The sequence below is a fragment of the Massilia glaciei genome (assembly GCF_003011895.2).
GTDB lineage: Bacteria > Pseudomonadota > Gammaproteobacteria > Burkholderiales > Burkholderiaceae_D > Telluria_A > Telluria_A glaciei.
Genome location: NZ_PXWF02000009.1, coordinates 45,003 through 60,459, shown reverse-complemented (window position 1 = coordinate 60,459; position 15,457 = coordinate 45,003). Strand labels below are relative to the sequence as shown.

14 protein-coding genes are annotated in these 15,457 nt (G+C 68.1%); 4 read left to right on the top strand and 10 right to left on the bottom strand.

Translation table 11 applies throughout. From position 1 onward, the window contains the following. Positions 1-56: 56 nt before the first annotated feature. From miaA to C7C56_RS00585, 4 genes are all read right to left on the bottom strand, one after another. Positions 57-974: a tRNA (adenosine(37)-N6)-dimethylallyltransferase MiaA gene (miaA, locus tag C7C56_RS00600; protein WP_219933080.1), complete on the bottom strand. Its 918-nt coding sequence runs from the start codon at positions 972-974 to the stop codon at positions 57-59. Between the two features lie 20 nt (positions 975-994). After that, entirely contained in the window at positions 995-2,224 is a 1,230-nt protein-coding gene (locus tag C7C56_RS00595; RefSeq protein ID WP_106755569.1) for a multidrug effflux MFS transporter, read from the bottom strand. Next, complete coding sequence (gene mutL / locus C7C56_RS00590) at positions 2,221-4,101, bottom strand: DNA mismatch repair endonuclease MutL (RefSeq protein ID WP_106755568.1); 1,881 nt, start codon at positions 4,099-4,101, stop codon at positions 2,221-2,223. The genes C7C56_RS00595 and mutL overlap by 4 nt, the downstream gene beginning before the upstream one ends. Positions 4,102-4,342: 241 nt before the next feature. Continuing rightward, complete coding sequence (locus C7C56_RS00585) at positions 4,343-5,224, bottom strand: peptidylprolyl isomerase (RefSeq protein ID WP_219933079.1); 882 nt, start codon at positions 5,222-5,224, stop codon at positions 4,343-4,345. Positions 5,225-5,475: 251 nt separating this feature from the next. On the opposite strand from C7C56_RS00585, the gene C7C56_RS00580 reads away from it, so the two are divergent. Continuing rightward, entirely contained in the window at positions 5,476-6,132 is a 657-nt protein-coding gene (locus tag C7C56_RS00580) for a VTT domain-containing protein (RefSeq protein WP_106755566.1), read from the top strand. Positions 6,133-6,149: 17 nt separating this feature from the next. Then, complete coding sequence (locus C7C56_RS00575) at positions 6,150-7,157, top strand: carbonic anhydrase (RefSeq protein ID WP_106755565.1); 1,008 nt, start codon at positions 6,150-6,152, stop codon at positions 7,155-7,157. Between the two features lie 40 nt (positions 7,158-7,197). Here C7C56_RS00575 and C7C56_RS00570 read toward each other — a convergent pair whose 3' ends face one another. The 3 genes from C7C56_RS00570 to tsaE are packed head-to-tail and all read right to left on the bottom strand — an operon-like array spanning position 7,198 to position 9,834. Next, complete coding sequence (locus C7C56_RS00570) at positions 7,198-8,001, bottom strand: aldose epimerase family protein (protein ID WP_106755564.1); 804 nt, start codon at positions 7,999-8,001, stop codon at positions 7,198-7,200. A 10-nt stretch (positions 8,002-8,011) separates the two neighbouring features. Continuing rightward, positions 8,012-9,385, bottom strand: coding sequence for an N-acetylmuramoyl-L-alanine amidase (locus C7C56_RS00565; RefSeq protein WP_106755563.1), 1,374 nt, complete (start codon positions 9,383-9,385; stop codon positions 8,012-8,014). Then, entirely contained in the window at positions 9,349-9,834 is a 486-nt protein-coding gene (tsaE, locus tag C7C56_RS00560; RefSeq protein ID WP_106755562.1) for a tRNA (adenosine(37)-N6)-threonylcarbamoyltransferase complex ATPase subunit type 1 TsaE, read from the bottom strand. The genes C7C56_RS00565 and tsaE overlap by 37 nt, the downstream gene beginning before the upstream one ends. A gap of 244 nt (positions 9,835-10,078) precedes the next feature. On the opposite strand from tsaE, the gene queG reads away from it, so the two are divergent. Beyond that, positions 10,079-11,179: a tRNA epoxyqueuosine(34) reductase QueG gene (gene queG / locus C7C56_RS00555; protein ID WP_106755561.1), complete on the top strand. Its 1,101-nt coding sequence runs from the start codon at positions 10,079-10,081 to the stop codon at positions 11,177-11,179. Here the strand turns inward: queG and C7C56_RS00550 are convergent. The 3 genes from C7C56_RS00550 to C7C56_RS00540 are packed head-to-tail and all read right to left on the bottom strand — an operon-like array spanning position 11,155 to position 14,153. After that, complete coding sequence (locus C7C56_RS00550) at positions 11,155-11,562, bottom strand: DUF3052 family protein (RefSeq protein WP_106755560.1); 408 nt, start codon at positions 11,560-11,562, stop codon at positions 11,155-11,157. The two genes, queG and C7C56_RS00550, sit on opposite strands and share 25 nt — an antisense overlap. A gap of 13 nt (positions 11,563-11,575) precedes the next feature. Next, positions 11,576-12,160, bottom strand: a complete 585-nt coding sequence (locus C7C56_RS00545) for a response regulator transcription factor (RefSeq protein WP_106755559.1) — start codon at positions 12,158-12,160, stop codon at positions 11,576-11,578. A gap of 31 nt (positions 12,161-12,191) precedes the next feature. Further along, complete coding sequence (locus C7C56_RS00540; protein ID WP_106755558.1) at positions 12,192-14,153, bottom strand: sensor histidine kinase; 1,962 nt, start codon at positions 14,151-14,153, stop codon at positions 12,192-12,194. 126 nt (positions 14,154-14,279) lie between these two features. Between C7C56_RS00540 and C7C56_RS00535 the strand changes: the two genes are divergently transcribed. Continuing rightward, positions 14,280-15,266 carry a TRAP transporter substrate-binding protein gene (locus tag C7C56_RS00535; protein ID WP_106755557.1) on the top strand — a complete coding sequence of 329 codons (987 nt, stop codon included), beginning with the start codon at positions 14,280-14,282 and terminating at the stop codon, positions 15,264-15,266. Positions 15,267-15,457 lie beyond the last annotated feature (191 nt).

The following is a 15,457-nucleotide window of genomic DNA, read 5'->3' as shown; positions in this document are numbered from 1 at the left end:
ATTGAGAATTGCTGAAACAAGTCGCTTGAAAATTCTTTCGGGCATTCCCGCAACGGCTATTTCCCCATGCCGTCCAGGTGCGCCAGCATCGCCGCCGCCGGGTCCGGCACCAAGCAATCGATCACCACCCGGTCCGGCATCGCGCGCAGCCAGGTCAGCTGGCGCTTGGCCAGTTGGCGCGTGGCGATGATGCCCGTCTCGCGCAGCGCGGCGCGGTCGATGTTGCCGTCGAGGTAGTCCCACGCCTGCCGATAGCCCACGCAGCGCATCGAAGGCAGGCCCGCGTGCAGGTCGCCGCGCGCGCGCAGGCCGGCCACTTCGGCCACGATGCCGCCATCGTCGCTGGCGCCGAGCATCTGGTCGAAGCGGGTCGCGATGCGCGCGTGCAGCAGCGCGCGGTCCGACGGCTCGAGAGCGAACGAGAGCAGGTCGAACGGCAGCTCCAGCTTGGTGCGCCCGCTCAGCAGCGCCGACATCGGCTGGCCGGTCAATTCGATAATCTCGAGCGCGCGGTTGATGCGCTGGGCGTCGTTGGGCGCCAGCCGCGCCGCCGTCTCGGGGTCGAGCGTGCGCAGCTTGTCGTGCATGCCGGGCCAGCCGATGCGCGCGGCCTCGGCGTTGAGCAGCACGCGCAGGGCCTGGTCGGCCGCGGGCAGCTCGTCGAGGCCGTCGGTGAGGCCCTTGAAGTACATCATGGTGCCGCCCACGAGCAGCGCCAGCTTGCCGCGCGCGCTGATCTCGGCGACCAGGCGCAAGGTGTCGGCGCGGAACTGGGCGACCGAATACGCCTCGGTCGGGTCGATGATGTCGATCAGGTGGTGCGGCACGCTGGCCAGCTCCTCCGCGCTCGGCTTGGCGCTGCCGATGTCCATGCCGCGGTACACCAGGGCCGAATCGACCGAGATGATCTCGGCCGGCCGCGTGCGCGCGATCGCCAGCGCGGCCGCCGTTTTGCCCGACGCGGTCGGGCCCATGATGGCCACCGCGAGCTGCTTCACGGCGCCACGGCCACAATCTTGCGGCGCGTCAGCCGCACCGAGGCGAAGATGCCGAACCCGAGCGTGCAGGCGATCAGCGCCAGCGGCAGCAGGGTGCCGTCGAAGCTGGCGCCGACCGCCGTGCCGACCACGAAGGCGACGCTCATGTACAGCGCGCCCATCAGGCCGGCGGCGGTGCCCGCCTGCTGCGGGAACGGCGTCACCGAACCGTTTTGCGCGACCGGGAAGTTGACCCCGTGCGCGCCCATGGTCAGGAACATCGCCGCCAGCACCAGCGCCCAGTGGGCCACGCCGGCGGCGACCAGCGCCAGGAAGAGCGCGCCGGAAACCAGCGAAAGCGCGCTGCCGATGCGCAGGGTGGCGTCGGCACCAAAGCGGCTGATCAGGCGGCGGCAGGCGATGGTGCCCGTCATATAGCCAGACACGCCGAACGCGAAGCAGTAGCCGAACCATTCGGTCGGCACGTTCAGCACGCGGATCAGCACCAGCGAGGAGCCCGAGATGAACGCGAAGATGGCGCCGTACGACAGCGCGCCCGGCAGCGCATGCGACCAGAACGCGCGCGAGCCGAGCACCAGCTTGTAGTTGGCCAGCAGGCCGCGCAGCTCGGTGGCGCGCGGGTCCTTGTGCACATTGGTCTCGGGCAGGCGCAGGACCACGGCGGCCAGCACGCAGCTCGACAAAATCGACAGCGCGAGGAACGCGGCGCGCCAGCCAAACGCCACCTGCAGGTAGGAGCCGAGGATGGGGCCGAGCAGCGGCGCGAGCGAGAGCCAGGTGCTGGCGCGCGCGATCACGAGCACGCTGTCGGCGGGCGCGTAGGCGTCGCGCACGATCGCGCGCGCGATAATGATGGCCGAGCAGCAGCCGAGCGCCTGCAAAAAGCGCGCCGCGATCAGCAGTTCTATATTGGGCGCGAGCGCGCACAGCACGCTGGCCAGCACGTACAGCGACAGGCCCCACAGCAGCACGGGCCGGCGGCCGTAGCGGTCCGACAGCGGGCCCACCACCAGCTGCGCGCCGCCGAAGGCGAGCACGAACATCGACAGCGTCAACTGCACGGTCGAGGCGGGCACGTTGAACACCGTGGCCAGGCTTGGCAGCGAGGCGAGGTACAGGTCGGTCGAGAGCGGCTGCAGCATCAGGAAGCCGCAGATGAGCAGCAGGATCGGCGCGTGCGCGTACTCGGGCAGGGGCGCGACCTGCGGCGGGTGCTGCGCCATCATTGGCCCCGCAGGAACAGTTTGTCGAGCGAGGAGATGTCGAGCTGGACCCAGGTCGGGCGGCCGTGGTTGCACTGGTCGGCGCGCTCGGTGCCCTCCATCTGGCGCAGCAGCGCGTTCATCTCGGGCACCGACAGGATGCGGTTGGCGCGCACCGCGGTGTGGCAGGCGAGGGTGCCGAGCAGTTCGTTGCGGCGCTCGATGAGCACGCGCGAGCCGCCGAATTCGCGCACGTCGCGCAGCACGTCGCGCGCCAGCGTCTGCGCGTCGGCGCCCTTGAGCAGGGTCGGCACCGAGCGCACCGCCAGCGTGGTCGGCGACAGGGCGGCGATGTCGAAGCCGAGCGCGGCCAGCGTTTCCTGGTTCTCCTGGGCGGTGCCCACTTCGACCGCGTCGGCGAAGAAGGTCACGGGGATCAGCAGCGCCTGGACCTGCATCTCCTGGCCGTCGACCTGGGCGTCGAGCGCGTTCTTGAGCTGCTCGTACAGGATGCGCTCGTGCGCGGCGTGCATGTCGACCAGCACCAGGCCCTTGGTGTTCTGCGCGAGGATGTAGATGCCGTGCAGCTGGGCTAGCGCGAAGCCGAGCGGATAGTCGTCGTTCGACATCGTGTGCGCCGGCGCCGTGTAGGGCGTCACGGGCGCGTTCGAGGCGCTGAATCCGGGCGCGAACAGGGCGCCGTAGTTGTCGGACGTTTGCGCCACGCCCATGTCGTCGGGGCGGCGCGCGGGTGGGTAGGGCGACGGCGAGAACGTCGACGAGAACGTTGACGAGAACTGCGGGCCGAACGTGGTCTGCTCCTGCGCTCGCCAGGTGGTGGTGGCGCCGCCCATCTCGGCGGCCGCCTGCGGACCGGGCACGCTGCCGAACGAGGTGGCCGAGGTCAGCGCGAGCGCGCGCTGGACCGCGTGGAACACGAACTGGTGGACCGCGCGGCTGTCGCGGAAGCGCACTTCGATCTTGGACGGGTGCACGTTGACGTCGACCAGCGCCGGGTCGAGGTCGAGCGCGAGCACGTAGGCGGGGAAGCGGTCGCCGTGCAGCACGTCCTGGTAGGCGGCGCGCACCGCGTGCACCAGCAGCTTGTCACGCACGAAGCGCCCGTTCACATAAAAGAACTGGCCGTCGGCGCGCGCCTTGGAGGCGGTGGGCAGGCCGGCGAAGCCGTGCAGGCGCAAGGGGCCGGCCGACTCGTCGATCGGCAGGCGCGCCTCGGCGAAATCGCTGCCGAGGATGTGCGCGCTGCGCTTGGCCATCTCGGTCACGTTCCAATGGTCGATGGTGCGGCCGTTGTGGCTCAGACTGAACGAGACATCGGGGCGCGCGAGCGCGATGCGGCGCACGACTTCGGCGCAATGGCCGTACTCGGTCTGCTCCGATTTGAGAAACTTGCGCCGCGCCGGCGTGTTGAAATACAGGTCCTGCACATCGATGGTGGTGCCATGCGCGCCCGACGACGGGGCCACGGCGCCCAGGTGCGAGCCGACGATCTCCCAGGCGTGGGCGGCGTCGGCGGTGCGCGAGGTCACGGAGACGGCGGCGACGGCGGCGATCGAGGCGAGCGCCTCGCCGCGAAAGCCGAGCGTGGCGACGTTTTCGAGGTCGGTCAGGGAGGCGATCTTGGAGGTCGCGTGGCGGGCCAGCGCGAGCGGCAGTTGCTCGGGCGAGATGCCGCGGCCGTTGTCGGTGATGGCGATGCGTTTGACGCCGCCCTCCTCGAGGCGCACGGTGATCTGGGTCGAGCCGGCGTCGAGCGCGTTTTCGAGCAATTCCTTGACGACGGCGGAAGGGCGTTCCACGACCTCGCCGGCGGCAATTTGCGAAATAAGCTGGTCGGGAAGGGCCTGGATCGGGCGGTGTGGCGTGGTGGGTGCATTCATGGCGCAAATTATACCCGCGCCCCCGCCCCGCGCTTTGTTGCCCAATCACGAAATTGCCCCCATCCTTGCCCGACACAATTTGCGCAATGTTCCGCAACCGGGGTCTGACCCCACTTATGAAATTAATTCCGCATGGAAGTGGGCGCAGAGGAGCCCGAGCTGCCGCACGGAAAAATTTCACAACCGGGGTCTGACCCCGATTGTGACATGTTGTGGAAATATGGGCTGCGCGAGGGGGAAGTTATTTCTGCGGGCGCACGGGGATCGGGGCGTTGCAGAGCTCGACGTGGCCGGCGGCCACCTTGGTCCATGGACCGCCCCGGTTGCGCTGCGCCTCCACCGCCTTCTGGTATGTGGCGCTGTCGGTGCGCATCACTTCGAAGTTGCTGCGCTGCCCGGCCGGCACGTCGGCCGCCACTTTCACCGTGCCGATCGGGATGTTTTGCCCGGGGTCGGCGTAGAAACCCATCGGCGCCGGGCCGCGCGGCACCGCCGCCAGCAGCGGCATGCCCGACACCACCCGCCCCACCACCGTGATGTTGCGGTCGAGGTGGCGCGGCGCGTGGCCGCTCACCACGTACAGCGAGGAGCCGCCGCCGCTGTCGGCGTCGTTGTCGCGGCCAACCCCCACCATGCCGTAGCAGTGCGCCAGCCAGGCGCGGCCGGTCTTGGGGTCGCGCGCGGAAGGGAAGCCGTTCGAATGCCCAACCTGCGCCGCGTAGCCGTCGCGGTCGCGCAGCCGCGTGAAGTTGGTGTCGTTGGCCAGCGGCACGGTGAATTCGGCCTTCAGTGTCGCCTTGGCGTTCTTGAACGGGCGCGGGTTCTTTTCGTCCGGGTCGCCCCACTGCACCACGAAGTTGTCCTGTGAGCGCAGCACCACCAGGCCGTCGAAATAGTTGTCGCGCACCAGCGTCTTGATGTTCTCGGCGTGGTTCGGCGCGAACGGCGGCGCCAGTTCGATCACCACGCGTCCACCCGGCAACTCCATGTACAGGGTGTTGTTGAGGTCGAGCGGGCGCCAGTCGCCCGCGCTCGACGCGGCGATGACCTCGCTTAGCGATTTCTTCGGCGCCAGCTCCGCCGCGGCGGGCGCGGCCGGCGCCGCCAGCGCGGCGGTCGCCATCAACGCGCACGCAAGGGCGACTGCGCGGCCAATTTGCTGCTTCCGGTTCGGTCGTGCTCGCATCGTCTGGTCTCCTGGTGTTGTGTAGGCCGGGGTCGCTCCCGCCCCGTGTGCGGGAATTGTAATCCGTCTAAGCGGGCATGAGGAAACTTCCCGCGCACACCCAAAAAAGCGGTGCGGCACCTTGCATCCGGTGGCTATATGGAAGGCCGGGCAATGGTATGATGCGCCTAAATTAACTTAGGAAAATTATGGACCTGATGCAGTTTTTTGACATGATCTTGCATGTCGACGCCACTCTGGGCAAGTTGCTGGCCGAATATGGTGTTTACGTTTACGTGGTGCTGTTCGCCATCATCTTTGCCGAAACCGGCCTCGTGGTGCTGTTTTTCTTCCCGGGCGACACCTTGCTGTTCATCGCGGGCGCCTTCTGCGCCACCGGCGAGATGGATTTCGCGCTGCTGTCGACGCTGCTGATCGTCGCCGCCGTGCTGGGCAACACCACCAATTACTGGATCGGCAGGGCGATCGGGCAACGCGTGTTCGTCCACGATTACCGCTGGATCAACCGCGACGCGCTCAACAAGACGCGGGTCTTCTTCGACAAGCACGGCGGCAAAACCATCGTCCTGGCGCGCTTCGTGCCGGTGGTGCGCACCTTCGCGCCGTTCGTCGCGGGCGTGACCGCCATGCCGCACACGCCGTTTCAGATCTATAACATCGGCGGCGCCCTGTTCTGGGTGCTCAGCCTGGTGACAGCGGGTTATTTCTTTGGCAACATTCCTATTGTGCGCGAACACCTGACCGCCATCGTGCTCGTCGGCGTCGGCGCGGCCGTGGTGCCGGTGATGCTGGGCAGTTTGTGGAAGTACAGCCGCAAGTTCATGAACCGTAACGCCGTAAAATAGCGCCCGCCGGGAGCCCCATGCGCAATCTGATCGCCTTGTCCGCCTGCAGCCTTGCTCTCATGGGGACCGCGGGCGCGGCCGACGCGCCGGCCCCGGCCAAACCGGCCAGGCCATCGATTGTGCCGCCGCTGCCGTCGCGGCCGGCGCTCAGCCAGCCGGCGCCGGCGGCGGCTCCCCTGTCCGAGGCGGCCCAGGACGCCGCCGACGAGCAGGCCGAAGCCGAGCTCGCGGCCAAGATCGCCAAACGGCTGGCCATCCTGCGCGCCGACCAGGATGCGCGCGCCGCCGCCGCGGCCAGGCACCGCAAGGCCGCGCCGGCCAGGCGGGCGGCCGCCCCCGCGCACGCACACGGCACGCATTGGTCGTACGAGGGCGAACACGGCCCCGCCCACTGGGGCAAGATCAATCCAGCCTGGGCCAAATGCGGCATCGGCAAGCGCCAGTCGCCGATCGATATCCGCGACGGCATGAAGGTCAACCTCGAGAAGGTCGCCTTCGAATACAGCCCCTCGCCGTTCACCGTCGTCGACAACGGCCACAGCGTGCAGGTCGGGGTCGGTCCCGGCAACTACCTGACGGTGCAGGGCAGGCGCTACGAGCTGCTGCAGTTCCATTTCCACCGCCCGGCCGAGGAGCGCGTCAACGGCAAGGGCTTCGAGATGGTGGTGCATCTGGTGCACAGGGATGTCGCGGGCAAGCTCGCGGTGGTGGCGCTGCTGCTCGAGCGCGGGCAGGAGCAGCAGACCATCGCGACCGTCTGGGGCAACCTGCCGCTCGAGAAGAACATCACGGTTGCTCCGTCGGTGGTGCTCGACGCCGGCCAGATGCTGCCGCCCCAGCGCGAGTACTACACCTATATGGGCTCGCTGACGACGCCGCCGTGCAGCGAGGATGTGCTGTGGATCGTCATGAAGCAGCCGGTGCAGGCGTCGCCGGAACAACTGGCCGTGTTCAGCCGCTTGTATCCGCTCAACGCGCGTCCGGTGCAGGCCGCGTCGGGCCGGGTCATCAAGGAATCGAACTAGCTTCGAGCCAGCCTGGCGCCTGCATCGAACCGGCCTGGCACTAGCCCAGCGCGAGCACCCGCTGCCAGCCGCGCCAGCGCGCGCCGGCGGCCAGCGCGATTGGGTCGACCAGCGCCGGCTCGATGCACACGAAACGCCGGTATTCGTCGTCGCCCAGGTCGTTCAGGGCCGCGGCGTCAAGCGCGCCCGGATTCCACACCACGGCGTCGGTGAAGCCGCCCTGTTCCAAATGCAGCGCAGCCGCTCCCGCGGTCAACGCCAGCGCGCCCGCCACGCCGGGGAAAATCCAATCGAGCTTGTCGCCGACGGCGAGCCCGCCGTCAACCACCCCGCCCACGCGCACCAGGTCGACATCGTCAACCAGGTAATACGTGTGCAGCGCCGCGGCGAAAGACAGCGGCGCCTCGCCCGTGTTGAGCACCTCGAGCGCGATCGACAATTCGTTTGCGCGCACCGCCACGCGCAGTTCCAGCGCGAACGCATGCGGCCAGGCCCGCGCCACCTCGTCCGGCAGGTCGGCGCTGGCAAGGGAGAACAGCGCGAACGCGGTGTCGCCCTCGATGCCGCCGCCGCCGGCGCGCCAGTTGCAAACGCGGGCAAAACCGTGGCGCATGCCCTCGCCCCGGGCGGCAAACTGCGGGAAGATCACGGGCACGCCGCCGCGGATGGCGCGGCTGCCGTCGAGCGCCGACTCGGCGCTGCAGAACAGCCGCTCCCGGCCATCCTTGCCGATCCACGACACCAGGTGGGCGCCGTACAAGGTGACGGTGGCCTCGGCCCCGTCGGGGGCGCGCAGGCGCAGCGCCGGCAGCTGGCCGAATTCGACCATCGTGATCTCGCTCATGGCATGCCCTTTACGACGAACGGCCCTTGGCCAGCGGTGGATTGCGCGCGAAATAGTGCTTGATGCCTTTCATGACGGCGCTCGCTATCTGGTCCTGGTAGCCGTTGTCGCGCAGCTTGGCTTCCTCTTCGGGGTTCGAGATGAACGCGGTCTCGATCAGGATCGACGGAATGTCGGGCGCCTTGAGCACGGCAAAGCCGGCATGTTCGACATGGCTCTTGTGCAGCCGCGCGATGCCGCCGATTTCGCTCAGCACGGCCTTGCCCAGCTTGAGGCTGTCGTTGATCTGGGCCGTCGTAGACAGGTCGAGCAGCACCCCGGCGAGCTGCTGGTCACGGACCTTGATGTTGATCCCGCCGATGGCGTCGGCCAGGTTTTCTTTATCTGCGAGCCAGCGCGCGGCGGTCGAGCTGGCGCCCTTTTCGGACAGCACGAACACCGACGAGCCGCGCGCGCTCGGCTTGATGAAGGCGTCGGCGTGCAGCGACACGAACAGGTCGGCCTGCACCTGGCGCGCCTTTTCGACGCGCACCCCGAGCGGCACGAAGTAGTCGCCGTCGCGCGTGAGCATCACGCGCATGTTGGGCTGCTGCTCGATCTTGGCCTTGAGGCGCTTGGCGATGGCGAGCACGATGTCTTTTTCGAGCGTGCCCCTGCTGCCGACGGCGCCCGGGTCCTCGCCGCCGTGGCCCGGGTCGATCGCGATGGTGATCAGGCGCGCCACGCTTGCCTGCGCGGGCGGTTTGGGATCGGCCTTGGCGATCTCGGCCGTCCTAGGTTCGGGCTTCGGTTCCGGCCGCGCGGCCAGCACCGCCGCCTCGGGCGCGGTCGGTGGCAAGGCCGGCGGGGCCGGGGTGCCGGCCGGGGCGCCGGGGCGCGACCATTCGCCTTTTTCGATCATCTGCGCGATCGGGTCGACCGGCTTGACCGGATACAGGTCGAAGATCAGGCGGTGCTTGTACTCGCCCACCGGCGCCAGCGCGAACACCTGCGGCCGGATCGGTTCCTTCAGGTCGAACACGAGCCGCACCACGTTGGGCCGGTTCTGCCCCACGCGCACCTGCTTGATGTACGGGTCGCCGGACTGGATCTTGGCCACCAGCCCCTTGAGCGTGGGATTGAGTTCGAGCCCTTCGATGTCGACCACGAGCCGCTCCGGATCGGGCACGGTGAAGTGGGTCGCCTTGAGGTTGCTGTCGTTTTCGAGCGTGACGCGGGTGTAGTCGGCGGCCGGCCAGACCCGCACCGCGAGGATTTGCGCGGCCGCCGCGGGCAGCGGCGCAAACACCGACAACAGCAGGGTCCCGCCGGCTTTGAGCACGGTGCGGCGCGTGAGCGCGCCGCCAATCAGAGGTTTGGTGCGAATTTGAGGCGGTCGAGGCATAGCGAACCTAGTTCGGACAACGCTTGCAATTCTACATCACGACCTTCGCCGGCGACGTTCAGTACCACATTCAGGTCGGGCGTGGGCAGCACGGGTTCGGCTTTTTCGGGCCATTCGACGATGCAGATGTTGCGCCCGTCGAAGTCCTCGCGGAAGCCGGCGTCGAGGAATTCCTCGGCGCTGGCCATCCGGTACAAGTCGAAATGGATCACGTCGACGGCCGCGCCGTCGAGCATGATGCGGTACGGTTCGGCCAGCGTGTAGGTCGGGCTCTTGACGTGGCCCACATGCCCGGCCGCGTGCAGCATGGCGCGCGTGAGGGCGGTCTTGCCGGCGCCAAGGTCGCCGTGAAGGTGGATCGCCAGGCCCGGCACCAGCGCGCGCGCGAGCGCCGCGCCCAGGGCGGCGGTGCCGGCTTCGTCGTGGAGGTGGGCTTTGAAGTGCTGCATCGAATAGAATGTGGCCTTAGGTTCATGCGTGCATAGGTTCATGCGTGCATAGGTTCATGCGTGCACAGGTTCATGCGTGCACAGGTTCATGCGTGCGCAGGTTCATGCATGCGCGGCCCGCCCGTGCGCATGTTGCCGCTTGTTTGTCGCCGCTTGTTTGTCGCCGCTTGTTTGTTGCAGCTTGTTTGTTGCAATTTGTTTGTCGCAGCCTATTTGTTGCCACCCATTCTAACCCGGTCCCAGCATGCCAGCAGTCCAACCCGACCTCGACGCCCTCGCGCGCGCCATCAAACAGTGGGGCGCCGAGCTCGGCTTTGCCGATGTGCGCATCGCCGACGCCGATCTCGCGCACGCCGAGGAGGGCTTGCTGGCGTGGCTGGCCGAGGGTCGCCACGGCGAGATGGATTATATGGCAAGCCACGGCCTCAAGCGCGCCCGCCCGGCCGAGTTGGTGCCCGGCACCGTGCGCGTGATCAGTGCGCGCATGGACTACCTGCCGTCCGCCACGCCGGCCGACTGGCGCGGGCGCGAGGCGGCGCGCCTGGCCGACCCCGACGCGGCCGTCGTTTCGCTCTACGCGCGCGGGCGCGACTACCACAAGGTGCTGCGCGCCCGGCTGCAGCAACTGGCCGCGCGCATCGAGGCCGCCGCCGGCCCCTTCGGCTACCGGGTGTTCACCGATTCGGCCCCGGTGATGGAGCTGCCGCTGGCCGAGCAGGCGGGGCTGGGCTGGCGCGGCAAGCACACCTTGCTGCTCAACCGCGAGGCCGGCTCGATGTTCTTCCTCGGGGAGATCCTGGTCGACCTGCCGCTGCCGGTCGACGCCCCGGCCAGCGCCCATTGCGGCCAGTGCCGCGCCTGCATCGACGTCTGCCCGACCCAGGCCATTTTGGGGCCGGGCCGGCTCGACGCGCGGCGCTGCATCTCGTACCTCACCATCGAGCTCAAGGGCTCCATCCCGCTCGAGTTGCGCCCGCTGATCGGCAACCGCGTCTACGGCTGCGACGATTGCCAGACCGCCTGCCCGTGGAACAAGTACGCGCGGCGCGCCGTGGTGCCCGACTTCGACGAGCGCAACGAACTTGGCAGCGCCGGCATGGTGGCGCTGTTCGGCTGGACCGGGGACGAGTTCGAGCGCCGCCTAGAGGGCAGTCCGATCAGGCGCATCGGCCACGAGCGCTGGCTGCGCAACCTCGCCGTCGGCCTTGGCAACGCGGCCGGGAAAAAGCGGGGCGACGCCAACATCGTGGCCGCCCTGCGCGCGCGCGCCGGGCATCCGTCAGCGCTGGTGCGCGAGCACGTCGAATGGGCGCTCGCGCTTCATGGGGCCGACGCCGGGTCCTGAACCCGGCGCAGGCGCAGGGCGGACCAGTATTTGTCGAGCGCGATCGTGCCCACCCCGGCCAGGCCGCGCGGCTGCACGCAGGCGTCGATCGCGGCGCGGTTGAGGTCGGTGTGGCGCGCGGCCGGCCCTTTTTGAAAGGCGACCCACAGCGCGCCTTTTTCGGCCAGCCTGGCCTCGGCCTCGGGGATCAGCCGTTCGAGCTCCTTGCGGTTGAGCGAGAACAGCAGCACCACGTCGGCCGCGCCCCCGGCGCCGTCCTGGGCCGCGTCGATCAGTTGCGCCGGCATTTGCGCGACCACCTTCGGATGGACCGCGCCGTTGACGATCGCGAGCGAGCGCGCGCTCATGAGCAACATTTTTTCGGCGATGGTTTTTGGTTGCATTTGGGGATACCTCCTACTTGAGCAGCCCGGCCAGCTCGACCGCGGTCTTGACCTGCATCTTGTCGAGGATGTGTGCGCGGTGCACCTCGACGGTACGCATGCTGATGCCGAGCTTGTCGGCCACGACCTTGTTCATTTTACCCGCCAAAATCAGGTCAAGCACTTCCCGTTCGCGTGCGGAAAGGCTTGCCAGGCGCGCCTGCACCAGCGCCGCGGCGCCGGCCCCGCGCGACTGCGCCAGCGCCTGCTCGACGCGGTCCATCAGCAGGTTGTCGTTGAACGGTTTTTCGAAGAAATCGAAGGCGCCGCGCTTGAGCGTGTCGACCGCGATCGGCACGTCGCCGTGGCCGGTCAGGAAGATCACCGGCATGCGCGCGACCAGGCCGCGCGCGCCGAGCTGGTCGAATACGGCCACGCCGTTGATGACCGGCATGCGCACGTCGAGCAGCACGCAGTCGCCCCGCGGGTCGAATTGGCTGCCGGCCGCGTCCAGGAATTGCTGGGCGCTCGCGTAGCTGCGGGCATCGATCGCGCGCGATTGCGCCAGCCAGGCGAGCGAGTCGCGAATGACTTCTTCGTCGTCAACGATATGCAGCATGGTGGTCTCCGGTGTGTTTTTATATGGTGCGCTAGGCCAGGGCGGGCGCGCCTTGGGCCGGCAGCGAGAAGGTGAAAATGGTGCCGCCGTCGGGATTGGGCGTGTGGTCGAGCGTGCCGCCATGGAATTCGATGGCGCTGCGGCAGATCGACAGGCCCATGCCCATGCCCTCGGCCTTGGTCGAGAAGAACGGCGAAAACAGGCGCTCGGCCACCTCGGGCGCGATGCCGTGGCCGCGGTCGCACACCGACAGCGCGACCTTGCCGTCGGCCAGCGCGCCCTCGATGCGCAGGATGCGCCGCTCCGGCGCGACATCCTGCATCGCCTCGATCGCGTTGCGCGTCAGGTTCAGCAGCACCTGCTCGAGCATCATGCGGTCGGCGTTGACGGGCGGCAGGCCGGGTGCGATCTGGAGCTGGATCGCGACAAAACACTTGCGCGCCTGCAGTTCGATCAGCGCGCGGATGCCGTCGACCAAGTTTTGCATGTCGATCCGCTGGCGCTCGGGTTCGCGCTTTTTGACGAACGCGTGCACGCTGCGGATCACCTGGCCGGCGCGCTGGGCCTGCCCGCTGGCCTGCTCGAGCGCGCCCTTGAGCAGGGCGGCGTCGACCGCGACGCCGTCGGACACCGAGCGCGCCAGCATGTTCAGCGCGCCCGTTGTGTAGCTCGAGATGGCGGCCAGCGGCTGGTTGAGCTCGTGCGCGAGGGTCGAGGCGATCTCGCCCATCGTGTTCAGGCGCGCGCCTGCCTGCAGTTTTTCTTGCTGCTGGCGGTTCAGGTCCTCGGCGCGCTTGCGGTCGGAGATGTCGAGGATCGAACCCATCCAGCCGGTCTGCTGGCCGTCGTCGCCGATCAGCGGCGCCTCGAAGATGAGCACCGGCACCCGTTCGCCGCCGGGGCGCAGGAACACGGTTTCGAACTGCGGCGTGGCGTTGCCCGCCAACACGGCCGCGAAGCGCTGCTGGTACTCGTCCATGGCCTCGGGCGCCCAGTAGGGCATGGGCGGCGCCCGGCCCACCAGCTCGTCGCGCGCGCGGCCGACGATCTGGCAGAACGCCGGGTTGACGTAGGTGACGCGCCCCTCGAGGTCGCGCGCGCGCAGGCCCGTCACGAGCGAGTCCTCCATCGCCGTGCGGAACGCCATCTGCTGGCGCAGCGCGTCCTCGGCGGCGAGGCGGCGCGCGATGTGGCGCCACAGCGCGACCAGGCTCGCCAGCAGGCCGAGCGCGAGCGCGACGACCGAGCCGACCAGCAGGTTCGGCATCAGGCGCGGCGCGCCCTTGACGCTGTCGGTGGCCAGGCGCAACGTGGTGCCGGGCAGGTCGAGCGCGCGCATGTGGGTGTAGACGCCGCGCCCGGGGCCGGCGGCGGCGCGCTGGGCGACCACCTTGTCGTCGCCGTCGACGAGCGAAATGGCGTTGTCCTGGGCGAACCACCAGGGCACGGTTTCGTCGAGCAGGTGCTTGAGCTGGTAGGTCGCGACCAGGCTGCCGAGGTAGACCTTGCCGCGCAACACCGGCAGGTGGTATGTCATCTCGGGGGCGTGGGGCGCGGCCTCGCTGTAGCGGGCCTGGCCGGTCTTGCGCGCGAAGTCGGCGGCCGCGCTGGCGGGCGCGTCCGCTTCGGCAAGCTCGGCTTGCGCGGCCGTGATCCAGCGCACGCGCGTGATTTCGTGCGCGCTTTTGGGCATGAGGTCTAGGCGCGCCTGCAACTTGGCCTCGCTGACGGTGCCGGCGAGCATGTCGGCGCGCAGGTTGGCGAGCAACTCCTCGTTGCGCGAGAGCTGGAAGCGCACCGCCTGCTCGACCCACAGGGTGTCGGCGATGAGCTGCTCCTGGCGCTCGTTGGACTCCATCTGGCGCGCCTGCCAGGGCAGCCACAGCAGCACCGCCAGGAACAGCAGCACCAGCAGCACGGGCAACAGCCAGCGCAGGTGCAGGAGGGGGCGCAGGCCAGGCGCGGACCGCGGGGGGGAGGGAGAATTCTTCATGCGACACGATGACACAAATTTGGCCACCGGGCTATTGTGGTTATCCGCAATTGCGGTGCAGAATGGGCATCTTCAGACTGCCCTGATAAATACGATAAAAATCGCGTTTCAACGACCGGAGACATAATGCACATTAAGACCCTGATCATGGCGCTCGCCGCGGCCACCAGCCTGGGCGCTTTCGCGCAGGCGCCCATCGTCATCAAGTTCAGCCACGTGGTCGCGGTCGACACGCCCAAGGGGCAGGCGGCCGAGCGCTTCAAGTTGATGGCCGAAAAGCTGAGCAAGGGCAGGGTCAAGGTCGAGGTGTTCCCGAACAGCCAGTTGTACAAGGACAAGGAGGAACTCGAGGCGCTGCAGCTGGGCGCGGTGCAGATGCTGGCGCCGTCGCTGGCCAAGTTCGGGCCGCTCGGGGTCAAGGAGTTCGAGGCCTTCGACCTGCCGTACATGTTTCCCAACAAGGCCGCGCTGTACCGCGTGACCGAGGGGCCGATCGGCAAGGGCTTGCTCAACAAGTTGCAGCCGAAGGGGATCACGGGGCTGGCGTACTGGGACAACGGGTTCAAGGTCATGTCGGCCAACAAGGCGCTGCGGGTGCCGGCCGACTTCAAGGGCGTGAAGATGCGGATCCAGTCGTCCAAGGTGCTCGACGCCCAGATGCGCGCGCTCGGCGCCAATCCGCAGATGCTGGCGTTTTCCGAGGTGTATATGGCGCTGCAGAACGGCGTGGTCGACGGCACCGAGAATCCGCCGTCGAACATGTTCACGCAGAAGATGCACGAGGTGCAAAAGCACGTGACGATGTCGAACCACGGGTATCTGGGGTATGCCGTGATCGTCAACAAGAAATTCTGGGATGGGTTGCCGGCCGATGTGCGCAAGAGTCTCGAGGCGGCCATGGCCGACGCGACCACGTATGAAAAGGCGATCGCGCAGCGCGACAACGACCTGGCCATGGCCGCGATCAAAAAGGCGGGCAAGACGGCGGTGTACGAGCTTAGCGCCAAGGAGCAGGCCGAGTGGCGCAAGGCGTTGCTGCCGGTGCACAAGGCGATGGAGGGGCGCATCGGCAAGGAGCTGATCGCGGCGATGGCCAGGGAAGCGGCGAAGTAAAAACCGGCGCTTAGAGCAACGGTGCTCGCACCGCGGCAGTCGTTCGAACACCCGCCGCCGTTTGAATGCCCGTCGTCGTTCGAACAGCCGCCGCCGTTTGAACGCCCGTCGTCGTTCGAACGTACTCAGCATGGGTCCCCGCTTCCGCGAGGAGTCACTTCTGCCAATGGCAGAAATGACGGTAACTAAAT